The 15,914-nt window shown below is 34.9% G+C and carries 10 protein-coding genes and 1 other annotated feature; of the genes, 5 read left to right on the forward strand and 5 right to left on the reverse strand.

All coding sequences use genetic code 11. The features are described 5' to 3' along the window. Nucleotides 1–43: 43 nt before the first annotated feature. The gene (locus FS935_RS14355; protein ID WP_240050914.1) at nt 44–1,846 is read right to left on the reverse strand and encodes a diguanylate cyclase domain-containing protein; all 1,803 of its coding nucleotides are present in this window, start codon (nt 1,844–1,846) and stop codon (nt 44–46) included. 455 nt (nt 1,847–2,301) lie between these two features. Between FS935_RS14355 and rpsD the strand changes: the two genes are divergently transcribed. Further along, nucleotides 2,302–2,904 (forward strand): 30S ribosomal protein S4, encoded by a 603-nt coding sequence (gene rpsD, locus FS935_RS14360; RefSeq protein WP_146949333.1) that lies wholly within the window; start codon nt 2,302–2,304, stop codon nt 2,902–2,904. Nucleotides 2,905–3,033: 129 nt separating this feature from the next. Here the strand turns inward: rpsD and tyrS are convergent, their stop codons facing one another. Then, nucleotides 3,034–4,296 (reverse strand): tyrosine--tRNA ligase, encoded by a 1,263-nt coding sequence (gene tyrS, locus FS935_RS14365; RefSeq protein WP_146949334.1) that lies wholly within the window; start codon nt 4,294–4,296, stop codon nt 3,034–3,036. A gap of 247 nt (nt 4,297–4,543) precedes the next feature. Then, nucleotides 4,544–4,767, reverse strand: a binding site (T-box leader). A 148-nt stretch (nt 4,768–4,915) separates the two neighbouring features. Here tyrS and FS935_RS14370 point away from each other — a divergent pair. Further along, complete coding sequence (locus tag FS935_RS14370) at nt 4,916–7,783, forward strand: transglycosylase domain-containing protein (protein WP_146949335.1); 2,868 nt, start codon at nt 4,916–4,918, stop codon at nt 7,781–7,783. Between the two features lie 92 nt (nt 7,784–7,875). On the opposite strand, the gene acsA is transcribed toward FS935_RS14370, so the two are convergent. After that, complete coding sequence (acsA, locus tag FS935_RS14375; protein WP_146949336.1) at nt 7,876–9,588, reverse strand: acetate--CoA ligase; 1,713 nt, start codon at nt 9,586–9,588, stop codon at nt 7,876–7,878. Nucleotides 9,589–9,868: 280 nt separating this feature from the next. Here acsA and FS935_RS14380 point away from each other — a divergent pair, with 280 nt between their 5' ends. The 3 genes from FS935_RS14380 to FS935_RS14390 all read left to right on the forward strand — a co-directional run bounded on the left by FS935_RS14380 (nt 9,869) and on the right by FS935_RS14390 (nt 12,379). Then, the gene (locus FS935_RS14380; protein WP_146949337.1) at nt 9,869–10,501 is read left to right on the forward strand and encodes a GNAT family N-acetyltransferase; all 633 of its coding nucleotides are present in this window, start codon (nt 9,869–9,871) and stop codon (nt 10,499–10,501) included. A 76-nt stretch (nt 10,502–10,577) separates the two neighbouring features. Next, entirely contained in the window at nt 10,578–11,222 is a 645-nt protein-coding gene (locus tag FS935_RS14385; RefSeq protein WP_146949338.1) for an acetoin utilization AcuB family protein, read from the forward strand. Further along, nucleotides 11,219–12,379, forward strand: coding sequence for an acetoin utilization protein AcuC (locus tag FS935_RS14390; RefSeq protein ID WP_193559365.1), 1,161 nt, complete (start codon nt 11,219–11,221; stop codon nt 12,377–12,379). The genes FS935_RS14385 and FS935_RS14390 overlap by 4 nt, the downstream gene beginning before the upstream one ends. Nucleotides 12,380–12,631: 252 nt before the next feature. Here FS935_RS14390 and FS935_RS14395 read toward each other — a convergent pair whose 3' ends face one another. Continuing rightward, the gene (locus tag FS935_RS14395; protein ID WP_146949339.1) at nt 12,632–14,512 is read right to left on the reverse strand and encodes a dihydroorotate dehydrogenase; all 1,881 of its coding nucleotides are present in this window, start codon (nt 14,510–14,512) and stop codon (nt 12,632–12,634) included. A 226-nt stretch (nt 14,513–14,738) separates the two neighbouring features. Further along, nucleotides 14,739–15,743, reverse strand: coding sequence for a catabolite control protein A (gene ccpA, locus FS935_RS14400; RefSeq protein WP_146949340.1), 1,005 nt, complete (start codon nt 15,741–15,743; stop codon nt 14,739–14,741). Between the last annotated feature and the right edge of the window lie 171 nt (nt 15,744–15,914).

The raw sequence follows: 15,914 nt of genomic DNA on the forward strand, positions 1-15,914 counted from the left end.
CTTTAAGAACAGCAAAAAAGGATGACAAATTGTCATCCTTTTTCTATTTTGTATCCGATTGGACAATGACTTGATCTTTCCCCAGACTTTTCGCCTCGTACAGTGCATTATCCGCTTTTTTGAATAGTTGATCAAAATTATACTGATTCTCAGCATTCCAATATGAAACTCCACATGAAACAGTTATGGCTGGAGTTGTATCTTCTCTAACACGAGTAACAATTCTTTCGGCAATTGCTATCCCGGCTTCCAAATCTACATGTGGCAGATAAATAGCAAGCTCTTCTCCACCCCACCTAGCACCTATATCTTGTTCACGAATATTATTGCGAATTATGTTAGCAACTTGTATAAGTACATCATCACCAATTTGGTGACCATATGTGTCATTCACCATTTTGAAATTATCAATATCTATCAAAACAAATGTACCTTGACGATCAACTTTAATTGATTTTTCAATACGATTGTTCATATGATTTCTAGAATGTAGCTGTGTTAAATGATCTGTTTTAACTAAAGTTTCAAGCTCTTCTCTAAGAAGTGAGTTCGTTAAAGCTAGTGTTGAATGATGAATTAACGATTGAAGCAGCTTAAACATGTCGAACGAAAAATGATAGGGATTTTTATGCATGACTAAAGCACAACCCTTAAGACTATCACTTTGCACCATTGGAACAGCCATTATTGAAGAGTACTCTGCACCTGAAAGGTATGTTGAAATATCCCCAATGAACAAGCCCTCTAAATCCTTCTCAATTTTCCCCTTTATATAATCAAGATAAATTTGTAATTCATCTGAACTAAAAAATTTAGTACTACCTGGGAATATCTGAATTGTCCCATCTGGATTAATATAGAAAAAACCTACCTCATCTGCATCAAATGATTCCATAATTCTAGAAGACATATATGTCATTGTATCTGTAAGTCTTAAATTTTTATTTAATCGATGCGATGTTTCGTTAATAAGCTGTAAATCTTTTATTAATCGTTTAGACTGATCGTACAGTTGAGCATTTTCTAATGCAGTCCCAGCTGTATTTGCAAGCATAACAATGAAATTTTTATTTTCATCTGATAACTCAACGCCATTATTTGCGACTATTTGTAAAACACCATACACACCCTGTTTTCCCTTTAAAGGTGAATATATAGTTGCTTGATTTGCCTCATCTTGGTTTGATACTGTAACTTTCCCCGTTACGTATGCTTCCATTGCAAGCTCATTACCATCTTGATGATCAAAACCTAATTCTTTAATTGGTAAGTTTCGGTGATTTTCATTATCATGTGATAAAAATAGATAAAAAATAAATTCTGAATACAATGCTTGCAGTGTTGATATCAATTCAACTAATACATCATCTTTGTCCATTAAAGAATGAAATTTTTCTGTTATACGATACAACTCTTCATATTTTTGATCATTTTGAGTTACAGAAACTAAATTCATACAGTAAGAATAAAAGGTAGAACATGCTTTAGCTACTTCTGTCAGCTCTTTATTTGCTAGAGTTTCATTTATATCCGCTAGTTCTATTACTCCAATCAAACGATCTTTCTGCATAATTGGAATAAAAGATGTTCCTTCATGCTGAAATACTTCTCCGTATATGAAACTGTGTGGTAAAGATTTTGACGGAAGATCACGATTGTCAAGTGGTGTAAGGTAATCTAGCTTTTTATTATATAGATAGAAAACTACGTGCTGAATAGACAGTTCATTCTTTAGTATACTTGTAAGATTTTCTACTACATCGTTAATAGAAGGCTTTTCATTATTTTCACTTAAATAATTAAAAAAAGCATATTTAATTGTCTTTTCAACTGATTGACTACCCACAAAAATCACCCACACTAATTAAGTTACAAAATAATACCATATTTACTCTTTATTATAACATAAAACCATCACATAAATAGTAGAAAGAAAATACAGATTGTCCATTGAATTATAATTAACTTTATCTTTGACATATATTCTTTTGACCTTCAATAAGACCTTATTTATGGATAAAATTATTTTACCTGAACTCTTAAAAAACACTAAAAAATAGATAGTCAGAAAAATTCTTGACTTAATATGTTTTAAGTCATATAATATTCGTTGTGTATAAAATATGCAGCCTATTGATGTAGCAGTTGTGATTTCATTTTGTTCCCCTTGGTAAATAAGGAGGTGTATCGAGTAACTCTATGCTGCTGGAGCGAGGATACATGAAAACAAAATGTGCAGAATTGTATAGTCAGTCTGGTTTTTATTTTATGCAAAAATAAAAACATAAAGGAGGAGTTAGCATGGCTCGTTATACAGGCTCTAGCTGGAAACTCTCTCGTCGATTAGGAATTTCATTAAGTGGTACAGGTAAAGAATTAGAAAAGCGTCCATACGCTCCAGGACAACATGGTCCAGGGCAACGCAAAAAAATCTCTGAATATGGTTTACAACTACAAGAGAAGCAAAAGCTTCGTCATATGTATGGTGTAAATGAGCGTCAATTCCGTAACTTATTTGATAAAGCTAGTAAAATGGTTGGTAAGCATGGTGAGAACTTCATGATTCTTCTTGATTCTCGTCTTGATAACGTAGTATACCGTCTTGGTTTAGCACGTACTCGCCGTCAAGCTCGTCAATTAGTTAACCACGGTCATATCGTAGTAGATGGTGGACGTGTTGATATTCCATCATACCAAGTAAAACCTGGTCAAACTATCACTTTACGTGAAAAATCACGCAACCTTGATATCGTTAAGGAAGCTATCGAAGTAAGTAACTTCGTACCTGATTACCTAACTTTCGACGCTGATAAATTAGAAGGTACTTTCACTCGTTTACCTGAACGTTCTGAACTACCTGCTGAAATTAACGAAGCTCTTATCGTTGAGTTCTACTCTCGTTAATAGCTACAAAAAACCTGTGCCAATTTTGGTACAGGTTTTTTATTTTATAAGAACTAAGACTAGATTTATCACGACAAAATAAAAAACAGGAGAAGGACTTTCATCCATTCCCCTGTTCAATAGAGCACATTACATGTATTTGATCAGGAAATACTTTTTCTTCCCTCTTCTGATAACAGTGAATTTCCCATCAATTTTATCATCACTAGAAATGATTTTTTCTAAATCCTGAATACGTTCACCATTAATATAAATTGCTCCATTTGTAATATCTTCACGAGCTTGACGTTTAGAAGGTGCAATTTTTGCTTGGATAAGTAGATCAATTAAACCAATCTCCCCCTCCGTCACTTCTGTTGTCGGAACATCTTTAAAGCCTTCTAAAATTTCATTGCCCGTTAAATCTTTAATTTCACCGCTAAATAATGCAGCAGAGATTTTAATTGCTTGCTGTAAAGCCGCTTCACCATGAACAAGCTTTGTCACTTCTTCAGCTAGCGCTTTTTGTGCTAAACGTTTTTCAGGTGCAGATGCAACTTCACCTTCAAGCTCTTCAATTTCCTCGTGTGATAGGAATGTAAAGAATTTTAAATATTTCACTACATCTCGATCATCTGTATTAATCCAAAATTGATAAAATTCATAAGGAGATGTTTTTTCTGCATCTAGCCAGATAGCGCCACCTTCTGTTTTACCAAATTTTGTTCCATCTGCTTTTGTAACAAGTGGAATGGTTAACCCATAAGCTTTAGAATTTTCTTCTGACTTACGAATTAATTCTAAGCCCGCTGTAATATTCCCCCATTGATCACTACCACCAATCTGAAGTTTACAGCCATTATTTTGATACAGCTTTAAGAAATCAAATGATTGTAAAATCATGTAACTAAACTCAGTAAAGGAAATACCTGATTCTATGCGTGATTGAACAGAATCCTTTGCAAGCATATAGTTAATACCAAAGTTTTTCCCAACATCACGAAGAAATGATATAACATCCAAGCTACCAATCCAGTCATAATTATTAACAATAATTGCTGGGTTATCACTCGCTTCAAAATCAAGAAATTGAGATAATTGCTCTTTAATTCGATTAGACCAATCCTGGACAATATCAGCTGTATTTAAAGTGCGCTCTGCCTTCTTACCACTCGGATCACCGATTAATCCAGTCCCTCCACCAACAAGTGCGATTGGATGATGTCCATTTAGTTGAAAGCGTCTTAAAGTTAAAACAGGTAGCATATGCCCAATATGAAGGCTATCAGCAGTTGGGTCAAATCCAGAATACAGTTTTATTTCCCCTTCTTCTAAAGCTTTTGCAAGTCCTTCTTCATCAGTTATTTGGTTTACTAACCCTCTGAATTTTAAATCTTTTAATAAATCACTCATTATTTTTCCTCCTTTTACACACATTTAAATTTCAAGATGTTTCTTAGCTAGGCTATTTTCGCGAATTTTGTCGCTTTTAGAACTTCAAGGTAACAGCAATGTTCACAGTAAAATTAGCAACAATCTTTTAGAAAAGAGCAATTATCAAAGGACTCTCTAATTGTCAAACAACTATTGTAATAGCTTCTTTCAACATAGTGCCCATAATGAACGTAATGTACAAAACAACAAAAAGCCCCTTCATCACTGAAGGGGCGAAATAATCGCGGTACCACCCTACTTAGAAATAACTAAGTTACTTCTATCTCGGCTATTTAACGGATAATCCGTCTTTTTCTACTAGGGAACTATCCTTTTCAAAAAAGATGCTCATGGATGTAATTCATAGAATACCTTTGTACTGATTTCCACCAACCATCAGCTCTCTAAAACAGGGAGATTTCTACTACTTATTCCAATCAAAGCTTAAATATTTAGTTATAATTACAAGCAATTTTAACCATAAACACTTATGAAAGTCAATAGGAGAAACAATACATTAGAACTTCTTGTTGACAAAACCATACAAATTCCTCACTTTATTATGGTATAATAAGTTAGGTTTGGGGGGATTGCATAAATGGATAAAAAGGATAAAACAAATAGGCGCTTCTCACCTTTTAACAAAGATATAACCAAAGGTCTTAGAATATCATATAACGTCATAGGAAATCTTTTATTGCTATTTTTCGTCATAGGACTAATTGGTTTATGCTTTGCTGGGGGGGTTGGTGCTGGTTATTTTGCTTCATTAGTCAAGGACGAGCCAATACGATCTTTTGAAGATATGCAAAGGGATATATACAACTACGAAGAGACTTCACTCATATACTTTGATAAAAATGTTCACTTGGGTAAATTAAACACTGATATCGAGCGGGAAGAAGTCAAATTAAGTGATGTTTCACCACATGTAATTAATGCTGTAGTCGCTACAGAGGATGAATTGTTTTATGAGCATGAGGGTGTTGTCCCTAAAGCAATACTTCGAGCCCTTTTTCAAGAGTTTACAAACGCATCTGTTCAAACGGGTGGTAGTACACTTACACAGCAATTGATTAAAAATCAAATTTTAACTAATGAAGTATCATTTGATCGAAAAGCAAAGGAAATTCTTTTAGCTCTTCGTTTAGAGAAATTCTTCGAGAAAGAGGAAATACTCGAGGCTTATTTAAATGTTGCTGATTTTGGTCGAAATTCAAATGGTAAAAATATTGCCGGAATCCAAGCTGCAGCAAAAGGAATTTTTGGTGTTCCTGCTAAGGATTTAACGATTGCACAGGCTGCCTTTATAGCTGGTTTACCTCAGAGTCCTTTCGGATATACACCTTTTTCAAATAATGGAGGAGAAGTAAAAGAAGAACTTGATCCGGGAATTACTCGAATGAAAACAGTTTTAAGCCGCATGCTCTCAGCTGGTTATATTGATCAAACTGAATATGAAGAAGCACTTGCATTTGATGTACGTGCTAATTTAGTCGCGAAAAAACCTTCATCTGTTGATCAGTACCCATATTTAACATATGAAGTTGAAGATCGCGCAAAAGAGATTATTAAAGTTCAATTAGCAGAAGAAGATGGCTATACGGCGGAAGACTTAAAGAAGGATAAGAAGTTAGATGCACAATATAGATCACTAGCCGATGTGAATTTAAGACAAAACGGCTATCGAATTCATACAACAATCAATAAAGAAATTTACGATAAAATGCAGGATGTTGTTAATAATTACGAATATTATGGCAGTGACAAACCTGAAGAGGTAATTGATCCAGATACAGGGAAAGAGATAACGATTAAAGAGCCTGTCGAGGTTGGTGGGGTGTTAATTGAGAATAGTACAGGTAGAATTATAAGTTTTGTAGGTGGGCGTGACTTCGAGCGAGAAAATCTTAATCATGCTACTGATTCAAAACGTCCTAATGGTTCTACTATGAAGCCATTGCTAGTATATGCTCCATCAATGGAATTAGGTAAATCACAGCCAGGTTCAGTCATAGCAGATATGCCAATTGCATCCGGCTATAATCCAGGAAATTATGGCGGTGGCTACCATGGTCTGACAAGTGCTAGAACGGCACTCAAATATTCCTACAACGTTCCCGCCGTAAAAACGTATAAGAATATATTAGACCAAAATCCAGTTTCTTATCTAGAAAAAATGGGATTTACAAGTTTGAATAAAGCTGATTACGGGATCGAATCTCTTAGTTTAGGTGCTATGACAGATGGTGTAACAGTAGAAGAAAATGTTAATGCCTATGCAACATTTGCCAACCAAGGAAAGTTTATTGATGCTTATCTCATAGAAAAAATTGAGAATAGTGATGGTCAAGTTATTTATCAACATGAAAAAGTAGAAAATGATGTGTTCTCAGCTCAAACTGCATACTTAACTATTGATATGATGCGGGATGTCATTAATAGTGGTACTGCTACTTCTTTGAATGGCTATTTAGGATTTAGTGCAGATTGGGCTGGTAAAACCGGAACTGGACAGGATTATAAGGATGCATGGTTTGTCGCAACCAACCCAAATGTAACGTTCGGAACCTGGATAGGGTATGATACTCCGAAGTCATTAGAGCAAAACTATAAGGGCATGTCATACAGTAGAAGAAATATTCTACTATGGGCAAAGTTAATGAATGTGGCACACGATGTAGAGCCAGAGTTATTAGCACCTAAAAACCGTTTTGAAATGCCAGGTGGTATCGTCCAGCGTTCTTACTGTGCGTTAACAGGAGAGTTACCTTCTGATCTATGTAGAAGTGCTGGATTAGTCGCATCAGATCTTTTTAATGCTAAATATGTACCAAATAAGGTTGACGATAGCTTAACTCGAGGCAAATATGTTTTTGTAAAAGATAGAGCATACAAGGTACCTGCCTCAGCACCATCAGAATTTGTCCAAGAAGGTGTTATGCTCAAAAAGGAAATATTAGAAAAACATGATATCAGTAATTTAATTGATTTAAGAAAACTATTACCTAAGACAGTACGCTGGGATAATCTAGTAATTACTGAAGGTAAGGAAATATCTGATAATGGCTCAAATCCAAGACAAGTTAGTGGTGTTTCTGCTAGCGGTACAAGAATTAGTTGGAGTGCAAATGGTGATAACGATGTATTAGGCTACCGAATATATGCAGCTCCAAACTTTTCAAAAAACTTTAGAAAAGTTGCTAGTGTTTTATCAACAGATTCATTAGCAGTATCAGTTGGAAGTACACCAGCTGCATATTATATCGTTGCTGTAGACGTTGGTGGAAACGAATCAGCTCCTTCTTCAATTATTAAGGTAGGAGACTATTTAGAAGAAAAACCTAAACCTACCGTACCTAAAGATCAAAAGCCAAACAAACAAGAAACTTCTCAAAAACCTGATACAAATGAAGATTCACCACAATCACCATCTGATTCAGCACCAGAACCAGTTACAGAATAAGAAAAACTTTTTTTCCTTTCTTTTTAAAATAAACAACCAATAAAAAAGAGATGTTCATTTAATTTGCGAACATCTCTTTTTTATTGGTTTTGTTAATCTTCCATCGTTGATAAATCACCTGTTGGTAAATCAAGTTCCCACGCTTTAAGAACTCGCCGCATAATTTTACCACTTCTTGTTTTTGGTAACTTATCTCGGAAATCAATTTCCCTTGGAGCAGCATGGGCAGCCAGACCCTGTTTTACAAACAAGCGGATTTCTTCCTTTAACTCATCCGATGGCTCATACCCTTCACGCAATGCGACAAACGCTTTAATAATTTCCCCTCTAACTGGATCAGGCTTACCGATTACCCCAGCTTCTGCAATTGCTGGGTGTTCAACTAATTTACTTTCAACCTCAAAGGGACCAACACGTTCTCCAGATGTCATAATAACATCATCAATTCTACCTTGGAACCAAAAATACCCCTCTTCATCCATATAAGCGGAATCACCTGATACATACCAATCTCCAGGCATAAAATAAGATTCATATTTCTCTTGGTTATTCCAAATTGTATGCATCATTGATGGCCAGCCTTTTTTAATAGCCAGATTCCCCATTCGGTATGGTGGAAGCTCGTTACCTTGGTCATCAACAATGGCTGCCTGAACTCCAGGAATCGGTTTACCCATAGATCCTGGCTTGATCTCCATACAAGGATAATTACAAATAGTCTGTGCACCTGTTTCTGTCATCCACCATGTATCATGAATGCGATTATTAAATACCTTTACTCCCCAACGAACAACTTCAGGATTTAGCGGCTCACCAACACTTAAAACATGTCTTAATGAGGTTGTATCAAACTGCTTAACCAGCTCATCTCCAGCACTCATTAACATCCTGAATGCTGTTGGGGCACTATACCAAACAGTTACTCCATAATCCTCGATTGTTTTATACCAGGATTCTGGCTTGAATCTTCCTCCAACAATAACATTCGTTGCTCCAGATAACCAAGGACCAAATATTCCATAAACGGTTCCTGTTACCCAACCAGGATCTGCTGTACACCAGTATACATCATCTTCTTGCAAATCTAAGACCCATTTACTAGTTTGATAATGTTGGACCATGGCTTGATGTACATGTAAAACACCCTTTGGCTTTCCTGTTGAACCAGAAGTGTAATGGAGCAATAATCCATCTGTTTTTTCTACCCATTCAATATCAATATTTTTACTTGCTGTTTTCATTTCTAGTAAGAAATCAATTTGTGAGTCATCAGTTGTTTCCCCAACAACAACAACATGCTTTAATGAAGGCAGCTCATCTACAGGAACTCTTTTCAATAGTTCTGGTGTAGTTACAATTACTTTAGCATCACTATCCTCAAGACGATCTCTAACTGCTCCTTCCATGAACGCTTCAAACAATGGTCCTACAATAGCACCTAGTTTAACTGCTCCTAAAATAACAGAATATAATTCTGGTGTTCTTGGCATAAAGACGAATAGTCGATCTCCCTTTTCAACGTCAGCCTTGTTTTTTAAAACATTTGCAGCTTTATTTGAAAGTTCCTTCATTTCTTTAAATGTATACTTCTCTTCTCGTTCAGGGTCGCGATAATAAAGAGCAATTTTGTTTTTACGGTGAGATTCTGCATGTTTATCAATTGCTTCATAAGCTGCATTAATCCGACCTGTTTCTGACCATGTAAAGTTCTCTTCTACCTTATTCCAATCAAAGGATGCATAAGCAGCATCATAGTCTGATAAGTTGAATTTCCCCTTTGTCGGTGACAACGCTTCCAATTTCATTATTTACTCCCCCTTATGTAACATTTTACATTCCTATTATATTACAATATTTCACTTTTCACAATTTTGAGACATATATTTACTAAATTATATTGTAAACGCTTTATTTTATACTGCATTTAGTATAATAATAGAATAACAGCAATAATCTGCTTTTACATAAGTCAGGTTTCTATGGATGATTCCATCATTTATCATGGTCTATAATGAAAGTGTAGAATTTCTAAACCAAAACTAGTTTACTATCTGATCATCACAATATTAAAAGGCGGTGACCTTATTGAAACACCCTAAAACATATAATGCAAAAGAAATAAAAACACCAACGTGGAGTATTTTTATTGAAGGTCCTATCTCACCTGAAAAACTTGCTACATATGATTTCCATGAAGGGTTAGTTGCTTTTCGTCAGCCTAAGCAACAGCAAAAGGCATTGATCGAAATAGCGGCTTTACCTGAAGGAAGGATTATTATCGCTAGACAAAATGACCAGATTATTGGATATGTAACTTACCTTTATCCAGATCCTTTAGAACGATGGTCTGAGGGTAATATGGAAGAGCTAATTGAATTAGGAGCCATTGAAGTTGCCCCTGAATACAGAGGTTTTTCTGTTGGTAAAAATCTCTTGAAGGTTTCAATGATGGATGATGCAATGGAAGATTATATCATTATCACAACAGAATACTATTGGCATTGGGATTTAAAAGGCTCAGGTTTAAATGTCTGGGAATATAGAAAAGTAATGGAAAAAATGATGAATGCTGGTGGTTTAGAGTGGTACGCTACAGATGAACCTGAAATTAGTTCTCATCCAGCAAACTGTCTCATGGCCAAAATCGGTAAAAGAATACAACCTAACTCTATTCAGCAATTTGATCAATTACGTTTTAAAAATCGCTTTATGTATTAAATGATAAACAAAATCCCTTCAAAGGGAATGTAATCTTTTATAGGTAATTTCTTTCATTTCGTAAGGAGGCAACATGATGATCGTTAAGCAAATAATGAAGCAAAACGTGGTAGCCTTAAACTCAAACGATACAATCCAATTAGCACTAAATACAATGAAAGTAAATAAAATACGTCACATCCCAATATTATCCGATACTGCTAAGTTAGTCGGCATTATTACAGAACGAGATGTAAAAGATGCAAGCCCATCTATTTTTCAGCTTGAATTAAAAGAAGACTTTTTAAATAAACCTATAAATACCGTCATGACAAAAAATGTTGTAACAGGTCATCCTCTAGATTTTGTTGAAGAAGTTGCAGCTGTTTTAATGGAGCATAAAATTGGTTGTTTACCAATATTACAAAATGACAAGCTAGTTGGAATGCTCACAGAAACAGATTTGCTGCATACTTTTGTAAAACTGACTGGTGGAGATCAACCAGCATCACATATTGAAATAAAGGTTCCTAATAAAGCAGGCATGCTCGCAGAGGTCTCATCTATTTTTCGTCATAGAAATGTTAATATCTCAAGTGTTTTAGTTTACCCTGATGCTGATCCAAACTTTAAAATACTTGTTTTTAGAGTCCAAACGATAAACGTCACGATGATAATTAATGATTTAAAGGGTGAAGGATATGAAATTTTATGGCCTAATTTTCCGGAGAGCTTAGAATGATTAATAAAGATACTGCATTTATTTATTCACCTCTCTTTCAGACATATAAATTTAATAATGATCATCCATTTAATCAGCTGCGTGTTGAGCTTACTTATGATTTATTAAGGAAAATAAATGCTATTACTGATAACGATATAGCACCTCCTAGAATGGCTACAGTTGACGAATTAGCACTTGTTCATGATAGAAAGTATATAAAAGCTGTGGAGTTAGCTGGACATGGGAAATTAACCAGTGAAGAAGGTATGAATTATGGGATTGGCACTGAAGATACGCCAATTTTCAAGAATATGCATGAAGCTAGTTCACTTTTAGTTGGTGGTACTTTAACAGCAGTTGATCTTGTAATGGAAGGTAAAGTTACACATGCTGCTAACTTTGGTGGTGGGCTTCATCATGGTTTCCGAGGAAAAGCTTCAGGTTTTTGTATATATAATGATAGCTCTGTAGCGATTCGTTATATGCAAGAAAAATACAACGCAAGAGTACTATATATTGATACAGATGCTCATCATGGTGATGGTGTACAGTGGACATTTTATGATGACCCAAATGTTTGTACTTTATCTATTCATGAAACCGGAAGATATTTATTTCCTGGAACAGGCAATATTACAGAACGAGGTGCTGGCAAAGGCTACGGATATTCCTTTAACATACCTTTAGACGCTTTCACAGAGGATGAATCTTGGCTTTATGCCTATAAAACCTCTTTAGAAGAAGTAGCAGCATTTTTTAAACCAGATGTTATCCTTACACAAAATGGAGCGGATGCCCATTTCTACGATCCATTAACACACTTAGCTAGTACTATGAGGATATATCATGAAATTCCTAAGCTCGCTCATGAAATAGCCCATAAGTATTGTAATGGTCGATGGATTGCAGTAGGTGGGGGTGGATATGATATATGGCGTGTTGTACCAAGAGCATGGAGTCTAATTTGGCTTGAAATGAATAATATACAAGTACCACAAGCCCTCCCTGAAGAATGGATCAAGCATTGGCAAGCTCAAGCTCCAGTAACCCTCCCAACACAATGGCAGGATCCTAAAGAAATAGTTAAACCAATACCTAGAAAAGCTGAAATTGAAGAAAAAAATGCTTTAACAGTAGAAAAAGCTCTACACTCCATTCGACCATCAAAGGATTAATTTTTTACTCCATTAAGAGTGGGACATTATTATTTAACTTAAAGATAAACCCGAATTATTAGGAGATCGTTACATTATTCTTTCGCCTAAAAGTTCGGGTTTTGCTGTCTATAATATATTTTATGACGTTGCATACTATTTTTTTAGTACTGGTGGAATGGAGCAAACTTGTTTCTCCAGCTTAGCTGATTAATAGAAAACAGTTTTACATATTGAATAGTTTAGATTTATTCGTCTTTATGGACTATTTCTTTAATTATTTCCCAGTACCTTACTATTTCTAATAGCAGTTATAGATTTATCAGAATGTGTCTTCATTAAGAAAGAATAGGAGAAAAGAAGTCCGAATACATATAAACCGCTCGCTATATATGCTGGCAATAAATGAATAAAGGTGGTATACCCAATCACATAATGAATAATGATGCCAGATAAAAATGCTGGAAGACCTCCGATCAACATACTCCACCATACCCATCTGTCTCCCTCATGAAATCCCCATAATGAGATCATAAGTACAATAAGCCCAACACTTAAAAGAGCACTACCAAATCCAGCCCGATCATGAGCAATCACTGGAATTAACGTTTCATTAAACTGATTAATTACTTCAGGAGGCATACATAAGTATTCAACATCTGTTTTAACAAAAACATTTGTCATTCCTATAACCGAGATAATGACACCACCTAACGTAAATGAGAAGCCTAAAATAATAAATGACAGTTGTCCATATAAACTAATTTTCCATGCTTGATGGTTACGTTCATTTTTTGACTTAGGGCTATTTGTGACATTCTTAGTTTTCCTATATCCCATAACAAATAGTGGTAATAAAATCACCCAAAATAAACCATGTAACCAATCGAAATAACCATATCCTATAAACATTAATATACCTAAAAATCCAGTTACACCAGCTATATTAATTGTTTTTCTACACCAATGAATTCCATTTCGTACTCCATGTCTAGCTAGCTGCATATACAAAATGCCACCGGATATCATAGTGCCTGCTAAAGTCATTCGATCATGTGCCATAAAAAAGACTATTAACTCATTAAAAGCCAATATCTCACTTCTTGAAATACCTAGAAAAGCTTCATCATACGGCAAAATCACTTTTGTCATACTAAAAAGTAAAGCTAAAATTCCACCAATAAAAATACAAAACCCAAATAACCAATACCAAATCCATCCTGGATAGGAGCGATCTGAGGTTTGAGCAAATTTATCATCTATTAATTCATTAATCCTCTTTGGCAAGCCTGGGCCTGATGTAATATAACCACCTGATAACATGAGCAGACTTACTCCTTCATTTAGATAGGTTATTGCATCTTTAGGTTCATTAATTCCTCCAGAAATAATAATAGGCAAAGTTTTCGGTAAGGATGACTTAATCATACGTAATGATTGATTAATAGAATAGCTATCTTCTTCTCTATCACAGTCAAGTAAGATACCAGTTACATTCTCATCCTGAATAAGCCCAAAAATATGATCTGTGAAACTATTTAACTGTTTTGGTGAAACAGCAATGAAAAGAGGTGAATAATCTACATTTTTCTTTAATTGTAAAAAAGAATGCTCATCTAGATTTGTCGTATACTCGATAATAAATGCATCACCATGTGGACTCAATTTACTAGTCATGTTTAAAAGCTCTGTTTGATTTCCTTTTATCCTAATTAACTTCTTTACTGAAAGATGATCATACTGACTTAATTTTTCAATTGTTTTTTGACATCCTAAGGATTCTTCACGTTCTGGAAATTCAATTTTCAAATGATCTTTCTTACTATAGTGAGGTCTTACCTCAGGTTTTTGTAACTGATCTGTAACAGGACCAATCTCTATAAAGCTAAAACCTAAATTTTCAAATGCCTTCGTTCCAGATAATTGTGGATCTACCTTACCACTAAGTCCTATAGGAGATGTAAAAGTCAGTTCATCAACTCTTACTTTATTATGTACCGAAGGCTCCATATGACCTAAAAAACGGATAAGATACTTCCCCCCTGGAATCGTGGCAATGCCATTCATTCCTCTATGAATAGCTTCTCTCCCAATATGCCCAGGCAGTTTGGCTACTATATGCTTAAAGATTGTGTGGTATGACCAATCAGGCATGTAGAAAAACTCCTTCCTATTACATAATCCATAAGATGCGTTTAGACACTTGTGCTTAAACATATTCTAAGAGGAGTAGTAATGAATTCACTTCATTTCGCCCCACTATAACAACCAACAAAAAATTGAAAAACGAGTACTTTTGTAAAGGTTATAATAATAAACATAAAAAAGCGAGCAAAACTTAAAGTTCGCTCACCTCATTATAAATATTTAACTAATTAATTTATTGTTTAGTGGATTGTCTGAATTCCATACGATGTGGTAGTTCTACATTTTGATTTTCTACTTCTTCTTTATTCATTAACTTCGTAAGCAATCTCATTGATACGGCACCAATATCATATGTTGGTTGTACAACTGTAGTTAATTGTGGTCGGACCATTGTTGCTAGTCTTGTATTATCAAACCCAACAACTTCAAAGTCATCTGGAATTGAATAATTACGATCTTGTGCCGCATGAATTACTCCTAATGCCATTTCATCTGTTCCAACGAAAATAGCTGTAGGCTTTTCAGCAAGCTCATCAATCTTCTCAAAAGCTTCAATACCAGAATCATACGTATAATCACCCTCGATGATTAATGATTCATCAAACGCAATTTTTGCATCTTCTAAAGCACGTCGATATCCAACAGATTTCTTTAGACGATTAACAGGCTCTTCTGCCGGGCCTTCAACATATGCAATCCGTTTATGTCCCTTTTCAACAAGCATTGAAATGACATCATAGGCAGCTTGTTCATAATTGATATTAACAGATGGTGTTGTATCAGTTAAATCAATAGAAGCAGCTAAGACAATCGGCACTGGAGAGCGTTTAAATTGTTCAACAAGCTCCTCTGTTACATTACCGCTCATGAATACGATACCATCTACTTGCTTACCTAGCATTGTATTTAAGAGATGTAGCTCTTTATCTTTATTGGAATCTGAATTACTTAAAATAATATTATATTTATACATTGTTGCAATATCTTCAATTCCACGAGCAAGCTCAGAATAAAAGATGCTTGATATATCAGGAATAATTACACCAACAGTCGTTGTTTTCTTACTTGCTAATCCACGCGCAACTGCATTTGGTCGATATCCCAATCGATCTATTGCATCTAGTACCTTTTTTCTAGTTGTTGGTTTTACATTTGGATTTCCATTAACTACACGAGAAACTGTAGCCATAGAAACATTAGCTTCACGGGCAACATCATATATAGTTACACTTGACATTTAAAACACTCCTTCTGTTACATTCAATACGTTTAGTTAATCGCTCTCTATTTTCGTATGTAAAGTTTGTTGACTTATGTCTAAAAATAAAGTTATTTCTCATTCTATGTAAATAATCATACGATACTCTAAAAACGTCTGCAATCTATTTCAACTGTTTTTTACGTTGTT

This window comes from Metabacillus litoralis (assembly GCF_007994985.1).
Lineage (GTDB): Bacteria > Bacillota > Bacilli > Bacillales > Bacillaceae > Metabacillus > Metabacillus litoralis.

Coding starts and splice junctions, on each gene's coding strand:
- rpsD (WP_146949333.1), top strand. CDS start 2,302: ATGGCTCGTTATACAGGCTCTAGCTGGAAACTCTCTCGTCGATTAGGA.
- tyrS (WP_146949334.1), bottom strand. CDS start 4,296: ATGAGTGATTTATTAAAAGATTTAAAATTCAGAGGGTTAGTAAACCAA.
- FS935_RS14370 (WP_146949335.1), top strand. CDS start 4,916: ATGGATAAAAAGGATAAAACAAATAGGCGCTTCTCACCTTTTAACAAA.
- acsA (WP_146949336.1), bottom strand. CDS start 9,588: ATGAAATTGGAAGCGTTGTCACCGACAAAGGGGAAATTCAACTTATCA.
- FS935_RS14385 (WP_146949338.1), top strand. CDS start 10,578: ATGATCGTTAAGCAAATAATGAAGCAAAACGTGGTAGCCTTAAACTCA.
- FS935_RS14390 (WP_193559365.1), top strand. CDS start 11,219: ATGATTAATAAAGATACTGCATTTATTTATTCACCTCTCTTTCAGACA.
- FS935_RS14395 (WP_146949339.1), bottom strand. CDS start 14,512: ATGCCTGATTGGTCATACCACACAATCTTTAAGCATATAGTAGCCAAA.
- ccpA (WP_146949340.1), bottom strand. CDS start 15,743: ATGTCAAGTGTAACTATATATGATGTTGCCCGTGAAGCTAATGTTTCT.